Here is a 10017-nt window from a genome sequence, read left to right as displayed (position 1 = left end):
TTGTTGATACCTGGTGGCAAACTGAGACGGGCGCTCATATGATTGCCCCCGTACCAGGCGTTACTCATGCTAAACCTGGCTCTTGTACTCGTCCACTTCCAGGGATTGATGCTGCTATCGTCAATGATGAGGGCGAAGAAATTACCACAGCCAATCAAGGTGGTTATCTGGTCATTCGTAAGCCTTGGCCTTCGATGATTCAAACTATCTGGGGTGATGATCAACGATATAAAGACACTTATTGGCCTTATTTTGGTGGTAAATATTATTTAGCCGGTGATAGCGCCAGACGTGATGATAATGGCTTTTTCTGGATTATGGGCCGTATTGATGACGTGTTGAATGTGTCTGGTCATCGCCTGGGTACCATGGAAATTGAGTCCGCTTTGGTGGCTCATCCACTCGTAGCAGAAGCCGCTGTCGTTGGTCGGCCACATGATGTGAAAGGTGAAGCGGTATTTGCCTATGTTGTACTAAAAGGCGATCGCCCTGAAGGCGGCGAAGATGAAGAGCTAACGAAAGAACTGCGTAACTGGGTGGGTGAACAAATTGGACCTATCGCTAAACCTGATGATATCCGTTACTCAGATAATTTACCTAAGACTCGCTCCGGTAAAATCATGCGTCGTTTACTAAGAACCATTGCCAAAGGTGAAGAAATTACCCAAGACACATCCACGTTGGAAAATGAGTCTATCTTGTTGCAACTGCAAGGTAAGGCTTAATGGCACAACAGGACGCTCGTTCTGAATCTCAACGATTAGATAAATGGTTATGGGCCGCGCGTTTTTATAAAACGCGTGGTCTCGCTGTTGAAGCCATTTCAGGCGGTAAAGTACATGTTAATGGACAACGTGTTAAACCCAGCCGCACAGTCCGTATTGATGACATGCTAACCATTTCAAAGCCACCCTATGAGTTTGAAGTCATTATTCAGGGTTTAAATCTTCAACGCCGCCCTGCTTCTGAAGCTGAACAGCTTTACCAGGAAACTGAGCAAAGCCGTGAAAAACGCGAACTCTTGCGTGAGCAGATAAAGAATGAGCCACTGGGCTTTAGGCAACAGAAAGGTCGTCCTAGTAAGCGGGATCGACGAAATATCATCAAATTTACCCGTGACACCTGAGTTATGTCAGACAAAGATTTCCTTCTCACGCCGATTAAGCAGACTGAGACCGGCGCCTTTAAACTAGCCATTGCTATGCAGAGACGTGCTTCTCAAGTCGGTTTTGACTGGCCTGATTCTGTTGGTGTGTTGGATAAAATTCATGAAGAACTGGAAGAGCTCGGCCAGGAAATAAAACAACAATCTGACAAATCTCACTTGCAGGCCGAACTCGGTGATATCTTATTCGCCTGTTGCAATCTGGCAAGGCATTTGGAGATTGATCCTGAAGAAGCATTGAACAGTAGCAATGATAAGTTCTATCGTCGCTTTAATTATGTTGAAACAGCAGTGACAGCTCAGGAAAAGCAGTTTGCCGATTTTTCACTAGAAGAGCTGGATGCTTTCTGGAATTCAGCCAAGCAACTTGAAAAAGCTGAAGATAAGGATTAGCCGCCAGTCACGCTCATATGACGGAAAATAATCGGCTGCGCCTTGATATCAAAGTCGTGGCCTTTAGGTTTAATGTCCATTGAATCAACAATCGCTTGTTTTAAGGCTTGCATATCACCAGGCTGCTGCCGAATAACCTCACGTAAATCCATAGAGTGTTCCTGCCCTAAACACAGTAACAGCCGCCCTTCTGTCGTCACTCTGACGCGATTACAGCTATCACAAAAATTATGACTGTGTGGTGAGATAAACCCAACCTTGCTTGTGGTACCAGCGACTTGATAGTAACGTGATGGTCCGCCTGTTGTTTCGATACTGGGCTGCAGGTCAAATGCCGAGTTTAAAGTGGTTAAGACTTCATCGCTGGAGCAATAACTCTCTTCACGTGCATGCGAGACATGACCTAATGGCATTTCTTCAATGTAGGAAATATCCAGATCGTTATCTATAGCAAACTGGGCTAAATCAATGATTTCATCTTCATTGCGCCCTTTCATGATGACAGCGTTTAATTTAATACGCTTAAAGTTAGCTTTTTTTGCTGCTGCAATGCCGGCAAGAACTGTGTCTAAATCACCAGTTCTTGTCAGTGCTTTAAATTTTTCCTCGTTGAGAGAGTCCAGACTGATATTAATACGATCTAAGCCTGAATCAGCTAGGGTCTGTGCATATTTTTCCAGCTTGGAGCCATTGGTAGTTAATGTCAGCTCTTTCAGTGAAGTAGAGGACTTAAGCTGGCCTAGTTCATTAAAAAGCCAATCTACATCTCGTCTCACAAGTGGCTCACCGCCTGTGATACGCACTTTTTCTACACCGAGTTCGCAAAATGCGCGTAATAGAAAAACAATTTCTTCTAACGTGAGTAATTGCTGGCGAGGCATGAAGGTCATTTCTTCATCCATGCAATACACACAACGAAAATCACATCTGTCCGTAATAGACATACGAACGTAGGTCACTTTACGACCAAAACGATCAATCAGTTGTGTGGGTAATTCAGCCATTGTGTTTATTTAACTCTTTTTGCTTTCTGTATCGACCCGGCAAGATGTTTGGCATGTAGACAACCCCAACACTCGATAAGCAAGACATCGACCAGTAAAAGCATTGAATAACAAAGCGACACCTAGTAGCCACCACCAATTACTATCATAGATGGCATAGGCTATTATAACGATGCCGATAATAATACGACACCAACGATCCCAAGTAGCCAGATTTTTTTTCACCGTTCCACCATAAAAATAAACCCCGCAGTGCGGGGTTTATTAGAAAGCAAATGAACCAGATAGTTCAATTAGTCATCGCCAGAGAAGGCACCAATTAATTGCAGCAGGCTAACAAACAAGTTGTAGATACTGACATACAGTGTGATGGTTGCCATGATGTAGTTAGTTTCACCACCGTTGACGATTTGGCTTGTTTCAAAAAGAATCAGACCAGCCATTAATAGAACAAACATGGCTGAGACAGCTAATGACAGACCTGGCATTTCAAAGAAAAATGCAGCTAGGCCAGCTAAGAAGGCAACCAAGATACCAACAAACAGGAAGCCACCCATGAAGCTGAAGTCTTTTTCACTTTTTACAGCATATGCTGATAAAGCCACAAAGATGATACCTGTGCCACCCAGGGCCTGCATGACGATTTGTGGGCCATTAGGCAAACCTAAGTAGGCGTTTACAATCGGACCTAAGGTCAAGCCCATAAAACCTGTTAATGCAAAAACAGACACAATGCCCCAGGCACTGTTACGAAGTTTAGATGTTAAGAAAAGTAAGCCAAAATACCCAACCAAGGTGATAATAATGCCAGGGTGAGGCAGGTTGAGTGCCATAGATAATCCAGCAGTCATAGCACTAAATAATAGTGTCATGGCTAATAAACTATAGGTGTTACGCAATAGTTTATTGGTTTGAACCGCAGACTGCTGTGAACGAACAACAGTTGATTCAGCGTTATAATTCATCAGTGATTCTCCGTGTTTTTTCCAGTTGATGAAAAGCTTATAGTAATGACACCTATCCTACCCGATAAGTTCTAAATGGCAATAGATATTATCTATCTACAAATAAATTTATTTTTACGGTTGTGTTACCGGGCCATTATCTGTATTATTTCGCCTCTCTGGAGAGTTGACAGAGCGGTTGAATGTACCGGTCTTGAAAACCGGCGTGGTTTAACGACCACCCAGGGTTCGAATCCCTGACTCTCCGCCATATATAAAAAGCCCCTTCTCGAAGGGGCTTTTTTGTATCTGGCATAACTAGGCTTCTCCCCGCCGTCTTTTAGATATATTCTTCCTCTGAAAATCTCTTCCCTACCTACCTTTAAGCACTATATTTAAAGATAAAAAGTGTGTTCACTTTTCAATCATTCAAGCCTGCCCATTATCAAAAATAATCCTATACTTCCTATTACTGATACAGATCATTTTTGCTGATAAATCAGATTGACCAATTGAGTAAGCAGCCATTAAGCTTTGATGAGTTATTCTCACAGAGAAGAAGATGATTGATACGTCGGAATTACCTGCTGCCATCCCCTCCCTGAAGTTAAAGTGTGTCGCCATCGATACTTATAAAGAAAATGTGGCCTACTTGCACCGTAGTTGTGCCCTTTATCGAAGTGAGGGATTTCAAGCACTGAGTAAAATAGAGATTCATACAGCTGATAATGAGCAAGCTGTGATTGCCGTTTTAAATGTTGTCGATGACACCTCCATTACAGATGTCGATGAGCTGGGGTTGAGTGAACAGGTTTATGAACAACTTGGCATTCCTGAAGGTTCTGAGGTGTTTATCAATCATGCCAGCCCACCAGATTCCCTCAAATCTGTACATAAGAAGATCGCAGGCGAAAAGCTTAATTACGAACAATATCTGCACATCATTCAGGACATCGTTAATAACCGTTATTCAAAAATAGAAACTGCCGCATTTATTGTGGGTTGTGCTGAAACAGGCATGGAGCGTGATGAAATATTACATCTGACGCATGCGATGGTTGATACAGGAGAGCGGATTGATTGGGGGGAAAGTTTGGTCTGCGATAAACATTGCATCGGTGGCATCCCCGGCAATCGCACCACCATGCTACTTGTGCCTCTCATTGCTGCTCATGGCATGCTGATGCCTAAAACATCGAGCCGGGCAATTACGTCACCTGCTGGTACCGCAGATACCATGGAAGTCTTAGCTAACGTCGATTTGTCACTGCGTCGCCTTCATGAAATTGTCAGTGAACAACGTGCTTTTCTGGCTTGGGGGGGCACTGCAAAGCTGGCTCCGGCTGATGATGTGCTGATTTCTGTAGAACGCCCTCTCTCCATGGATTCGACCGGTCAGATGATCGCCTCAATACTTTCAAAAAAAATGGCCGCTGGAGCGACGCATTTAATTATTGATATTCCCATAGGGCCTTCAGCAAAAGTGCACACGCATATGGAAGCACTGAAGCTGCGTAAGCTTTTTGAGTATGTTGGTGACAATATGGGATTACACTTAGAAGTGGTCATCACTGATGGCAGCCAACCTATTGGTAGAGGCATCGGTCCAGTTCTGGAAACCCAGGATGTTATGAAGATTCTGACAAATGAACCTGATGCGCCCATCGATTTGAAAGAAAAAGCATTGCAACTCGCTGGCAGGATTATCGAATTTGATCCCGATGTCAGAGGTGGTCAAGGTTATACCATCGCCAGAGACATTCTTGAATCTGGCCGAGCCCTCACTAAAATGAATGCCATTATTGATGCTCAGGGTCGTAACAACACTCCGATGCGAGTTGGGAAGCTGCATTATGATATTTGTGCTCAATCAACGGGTACCGTCAGTGCAATAGATAATCTCAAAATCGCCTCCATTGCGCGGCTGGCAGGTGCTCCTATGGATAAAGGTGCGGGCGTGTATTTACATAAAAAGGTCGGTGATAAAGTGGAACAAGGCGAGCCTTTGTTTACTATTTATGCTGAGTTTAATGCCGATTTTACCTTTGCAAAAAATGCCGCTATGAATGATAACAGTTATCAGATCGAGCACTTATGAGCATGAACCCCACCCTATTATTAAGCTTCTCTGACTACGAGCAACAAGCCAAAGCGCTTGCTGTTGTCTGTGGCATTCCTTATGACACTGTCCAGTTGCACCGCTTTCCAGATGGCGAAAGTCAACTGACCTTGCCAGTCAATTTAGCGGAAACAGTTATTGTATGCCGCAGTCTCGATGACCCTAACCACAAATTAGTCGAATTGATGCTCACGGCACAATCATTACGTCAGCATGGCGTAAAACGAATTATTCTGGTGGCACCCTATCTTTGTTATATGCGACAAGATAAAGCTTTTCACCCAGGGGAAGTCGTTAGTCAGACCATTGTGGGTCATTTCCTGGCTGATTTGTTTGATGCTGTCATTACAGTCGATAGCCATCTGCACCGCATCTCCGAGTTGAATGAAGCCATTCCGCTGGAACAGGCTATTAATCTCACCGCCACACAACCGATGGCAGAATTTATAGAAGCGCATTTCACCACCCCACTCCTTTTAGGACCGGACGGTGAATCAGAGCAATGGGTAAAAGAGATTGCCACACATTTTGGCTTTGACTATGCCGTGGCACACAAACAACGTTTAGGTGATCATAATGTTGTCGTCACATTGCCAGAGAATGACTACGCCAGACGCAATATTATTATTGTGGATGATGTTGCCAGTACGGGTAAAACCCTACTGGAAGCAGCCAAAAAACTAATGCCATATCAACCAGCATCCGTCAGTGTGTTAGTCAGTCATGCTTTGTTTATTGAAGATGCCATAGCGCAACTCAATGCGGCAGGTGTCAAACAGATATATAGCTGCGATAGCATTCCTCATCAAACAAATAGCGTGAGTTTGGCCAATATTCTCGCTAAGGCTTTACAGGGCGTTTTACAACAATAGATTTAGTTTAAAAGGGGTAAGATTTGACATCATTATTTCAGAAAGCCACTGACGATTTTGCCCATCAACCGATTGCTAAGACTTTTAACTCACTGAATGTCGACGCAAGCCTCGGCTTGTCGGATGCAGAAGTACATCAACGCCAGCTTGATTACGGTCTGAATCAGATCATCAATCAGGAAGAATCTGCACTTCACCGTATTTTAAAACGTTTCTGGGGACCGATTCCCTGGATGATTGAAATTGCCGCCCTCTTATCTGCCGCGGTGGGTAAGTGGGAAGATTTCATCATTATCAGTATTTTGCTACTGATCAATGCCGGTCTCGATTTTTTCCAGGAGCACCGAGCACTTAATGCTTTAAATGCCTTAAAAAGCCAGTTAGATACACAGGTACGCGTATTACGTGAGGGCAAGATTCAATCAGTCCGCTCACAAGAACTCGTGCCTGGCGATATCATCCGGTTGCGAATGGGGGATTTGGTCCCCGCTGATGTGCAATTGGTGAGTGGTGATTATTTGTCCATTGACGAGTCTTCACTGACTGGTGAGTCTTTGCCAGTCAGCAAAAGAAGTACTGACGTTGCCTATGCCAACACCATTATTCGTCAAGGTGAGATGGATGCGATTGTGGTCAATACCGGTCAGCAGACACGGTTTAATAATGTGGTCAGCCTGGTTGCATCAGCTTCGGTTAATGAGCATAGCCACTTTCAAAAGATGGTATTACAGATTGGGCACTTCCTGATTCTCTTATCGCTGGCGATGGTGGCATTGATTGTTATCACAGGCTTATCTCGCCATGAAGATCTGCTGGAATTGGCCCGCTTTGCATTGGTGTTATTAGTAGCAGCAATACCTGTTGCCTTACCAGCAGTGCTATCAGTCACTATGGCTGTAGGCGCTTATAAACTCGCTAAACACAAAGCCATCGTCACTAAGTTAACAGCAATAGAGGAACTGGCTGGCGTCGATATTTTTTGTTCAGATAAAACGGGCACGCTGACCAAAAATGAAATGCAAGTCATGGAGATACTGCCGTTTAATGGAACCAGTGAGGCAGCGCTTATGCGGGCTGCTGTTTTAGCCTCGCGCTCAGAAAATACAGATCCAATTGAAATCCCACTGTTTCGTCATATTAAAGATAATTATCCTGAAAGCGACTGGTCAACATGGCAACAAACTCACTTCACGGCTTTTGACCCCAGCAAAAAATACACAGTGGCTCAATTACAAAAAGCTGACGAAAAGCTGGCGGTATTTAAAGGAGCACCACAAGTCATTATGGCGATGGTGACAAATCTAAGCGATAACGACATCAACACACTAAATCAGCAGATTAGTCTTCTGGCAAGTAAAGGCTACAGAACCCTGGCAGTAGCACAGCAATATGAAAATCAGGAACATGAATTCCTGGGACTGATTCCACTTATCGATCCGCCTCGGGATGACTCTAAACAAGTGATTGATGAGATGCGTCAGCGTGGTGTCGAAGTGAAAATGATCACCGGAGATAATATTGCTATTGCCCGTGAAATTGGGCATATGCTCGGACTAAACAAACGAGCTGTTCAATCTAAACAGATTACCGGTAAATCCGGGCAGGAAATTAAAGAGCTAGCATCCAGTCTGGCTCAGGCTATCTATAAACGATTAAATCCGGATGTGTCTTTCAAACAGGCAAAACAGTTTGCCGATGAGGTAATGACCGATCTGGAAAATATTTACGACACCAGCTTATTAGAAACGGAATTTATTCATACACATGAGTCTGCTTTGCTAGACATGCTGGAGTCTATAGAAATATTTGCCGAAGTATTACCAGAAGATAAATACATGATTGTCGACGCCTTACAAAAGTCCGATCACATTGTGGGCATGACAGGCGATGGTGTGAATGACGCGCCCGCTCTTCGCAAAGCCGATTGTGGTTTTGCGGTTTCCAATGCGACCGATGCGGCAAGAGCGGCAGCAGATATTATTCTCACCGCACCAGGTTTATCTGTCATCAATCATGCCATAGAGCAAGCGCGTTTTACGTTTGAACGCATGAAAAGCTATGCGACATTTCGTATTGCTGAAACCATTCGCATTATTTTGTTCATGACATTAAGCATCCTGATATTCGAGTTTTATCCCATAACGGCGCTAATGATTATTCTACTGGCGCTGCTCAATGACTTACCGATTCTGACTATCGCTTATGACAACACTTACCAGTCTCCAACCCCAGTCAGGTGGAATATGCATGAATTGTTTATTTTGTCGTCAGCGTTGGGGCTTGCTGGGGTATGCGCATCATTTTTATTATATTTGTTCTTACGCGAGCAGAATTTAGATACTGATACGATACAAACCCTCATATTCCTGAAACTTCTGATTGCCGGCCACAGTACTATTTTTGTGACACGAAACAATGGCTGGTTCTGGCAAAAGCCCTGGCCATCTCCACTGTTATTAGCTGCGACATTGGGTACAGAAATTATTGGTACATTGATGGCTGTGAACGGACTATTTATTACAGCAGTGAGTTGGGAATATGCCGGGTTGATGTGGCTATATGCATTGGTTTGGTTTGTTATCGATAATGCGATAAAAATGGGCATTCAACATTTTATTTTCAATCAACCCAGGACCAAAAAAACGCTCTCTGCATGAATATCATCCGTAAATGGCACACACTCAGAGTACTTAAACAGTATCCGATACCCTTTGGCTTATGGCATGAGGTGACCCGTCACTTACCTCTTATTGAGGCCAGATCTATTTCTGAACGAGCACGTATTCGACTATTGGCAACACTGTTTATTCATAAAAAAACATTCAGTGGCGCGGCTGGCGTAACGGTGACACCAGAAATGGCTGTTACTGTTGCGGCTCAGGCATGTGTTGCTATCTTGCATTTGGGACTCAACACATATGATGGCTGGCGAGAAATTATTCTCTATCCGGGTGCCTTTCAGATTAAACGTGATATCACTGATGAAAATGGCGTAGTTCATAAGCAAACACAAGGCTTGAGTGGCGAGTCATGGTCACGGGGACCCGTTATCTTTTCCTGGCAGGATATTAAACATGACAGCCAGCAGCCTTACCGAGGTCATCATGTTGTCATTCATGAGTTTGCTCATAAATTAGATATGTTATCAGGCCGTGCCAATGGCATGCCGCCATTACATCCGGATATGTCGTTACAGGAATGGACTGAAACTTTGACGGCAGCCTGGCAAGGTTTATTACATGACTTGGCCACACATAAACATACCTACATGGATCCTTATGCCGCCACCAATCCGGCTGAGTTTTTTGCTGTAATAACTGAGTATTTCTTCACCACACCGGTAGCATTAAAACGACATAACACGCATTTATATGAGCTATTAAAGGCTTATTACCGGCAATCGCCACCCGATTTAGAAAAATTTCATACTAAACATCACGTTTAAGCCGCCGTTTAATACGTAACAGAAACTGTTTCTGAAAAATCCAGTCGAATCATTATCATGCTGACAAGGAGATGT

10 protein-coding genes and 1 tRNA gene are annotated in these 10017 nt (G+C 43.9%); 8 read left to right on the top strand and 3 right to left on the bottom strand.

The genetic code is table 11. The features are described 5' to 3' along the window. The 3 genes from B3014_RS03085 to B3014_RS03075 all read left to right on the top strand — a co-directional run. The coding region (locus B3014_RS03085) for an AMP-binding enzyme (RefSeq protein ID WP_289286901.1) at positions 1 to 725 on the top strand (725 nt) is incomplete at its 5' end. Next, complete coding sequence (locus tag B3014_RS03080) at positions 725 to 1126, top strand: RNA-binding S4 domain-containing protein (RefSeq protein ID WP_286304900.1); 402 nt, start codon at positions 725 to 727, stop codon at positions 1124 to 1126. The genes B3014_RS03085 and B3014_RS03080, both read left to right, overlap by 1 nt. A 3-nt stretch (positions 1127 to 1129) precedes the next feature. After that, positions 1130 to 1558, top strand: coding sequence for a MazG nucleotide pyrophosphohydrolase domain-containing protein (locus B3014_RS03075; RefSeq protein WP_289244817.1), 429 nt, complete (start codon positions 1130 to 1132; stop codon positions 1556 to 1558). On the opposite strand, the gene moaA is transcribed toward B3014_RS03075, so the two are convergent. From moaA to B3014_RS03065, 3 genes are all read right to left on the bottom strand, one after another. Further along, a complete protein-coding gene (gene moaA / locus B3014_RS03070; protein ID WP_289244816.1) occupies positions 1555 to 2562 on the bottom strand; it encodes a GTP 3',8-cyclase MoaA in 1008 nt (335 codons plus the stop codon). The two genes, B3014_RS03075 and moaA, sit on opposite strands and share 4 nt — an antisense overlap. A gap of 9 nt (positions 2563 to 2571) precedes the next feature. Then, on the bottom strand, positions 2572 to 2787 hold the full coding sequence (locus B3014_RS15070; RefSeq protein ID WP_354001271.1) for a YgaP family membrane protein: 216 nt from the start codon (positions 2785 to 2787) through the stop codon (positions 2572 to 2574). Positions 2788 to 2855: 68 nt separating this feature from the next. Beyond that, positions 2856 to 3527 carry a Bax inhibitor-1/YccA family protein gene (locus tag B3014_RS03065; protein WP_286304903.1) on the bottom strand — a complete coding sequence of 224 codons (672 nt, stop codon included), beginning with the start codon at positions 3525 to 3527 and terminating at the stop codon, positions 2856 to 2858. A 160-nt stretch (positions 3528 to 3687) separates the two neighbouring features. On the opposite strand from B3014_RS03065, the gene B3014_RS03060 reads away from it, so the two are divergent. From B3014_RS03060 to B3014_RS03040, 5 genes are all read left to right on the top strand, one after another. Then, positions 3688 to 3777 (top strand) — tRNA-Ser (locus B3014_RS03060). A gap of 291 nt (positions 3778 to 4068) precedes the next feature. Continuing rightward, positions 4069 to 5604: a thymidine phosphorylase family protein gene (locus B3014_RS03055; RefSeq protein ID WP_289244815.1), complete on the top strand. Its 1536-nt coding sequence runs from the start codon at positions 4069 to 4071 to the stop codon at positions 5602 to 5604. Next, a complete protein-coding gene (locus B3014_RS03050; RefSeq protein ID WP_289244814.1) occupies positions 5601 to 6497 on the top strand; it encodes a ribose-phosphate diphosphokinase in 897 nt (298 codons plus the stop codon). The genes B3014_RS03055 and B3014_RS03050 overlap by 4 nt, the downstream gene beginning before the upstream one ends. Positions 6498 to 6520: 23 nt before the next feature. Beyond that, positions 6521 to 9154: a plasma-membrane proton-efflux P-type ATPase gene (locus B3014_RS03045; protein WP_289244813.1), complete on the top strand. Its 2634-nt coding sequence runs from the start codon at positions 6521 to 6523 to the stop codon at positions 9152 to 9154. Next, entirely contained in the window at positions 9151 to 9942 is a 792-nt protein-coding gene (locus B3014_RS03040) for a zinc-dependent peptidase (RefSeq protein ID WP_286304909.1), read from the top strand. Before B3014_RS03045 ends, B3014_RS03040 begins: the two co-directional genes overlap by 4 nt. Positions 9943 to 10017 lie beyond the last annotated feature (75 nt).

The organism is Methylophaga sp. UBA678, from assembly GCF_002299105.1.
GTDB lineage: Bacteria > Pseudomonadota > Gammaproteobacteria > Nitrosococcales > Methylophagaceae > Methylophaga > Methylophaga marina.
The sequence above is the reverse complement of the archived record's forward strand: the minus strand, read 5'-3'. Positions and strand labels throughout refer to the sequence as shown.

What these genes read in the sequence shown, in the direction of transcription:
- B3014_RS03080 (WP_286304900.1), top strand. Translation starts at nt 725, where the DNA reads ATGGCACAACAGGACGCTCGTTCTGAATCTCAACGATTAGATAAATGG.
- B3014_RS03040 (WP_286304909.1), top strand. Translation starts at nt 9,151, where the DNA reads ATGAATATCATCCGTAAATGGCACACACTCAGAGTACTTAAACAGTAT.
- B3014_RS03065 (WP_286304903.1), bottom strand. Translation starts at nt 3,527, where the DNA reads ATGAATTATAACGCTGAATCAACTGTTGTTCGTTCACAGCAGTCTGCG.
- moaA (WP_289244816.1), bottom strand. Translation starts at nt 2,562, where the DNA reads ATGGCTGAATTACCCACACAACTGATTGATCGTTTTGGTCGTAAAGTG.
- B3014_RS03075 (WP_289244817.1), top strand. Translation starts at nt 1,130, where the DNA reads ATGTCAGACAAAGATTTCCTTCTCACGCCGATTAAGCAGACTGAGACC.
- B3014_RS03055 (WP_289244815.1), top strand. Translation starts at nt 4,069, where the DNA reads ATGATTGATACGTCGGAATTACCTGCTGCCATCCCCTCCCTGAAGTTA.
- B3014_RS03050 (WP_289244814.1), top strand. Translation starts at nt 5,601, where the DNA reads ATGAGCATGAACCCCACCCTATTATTAAGCTTCTCTGACTACGAGCAA.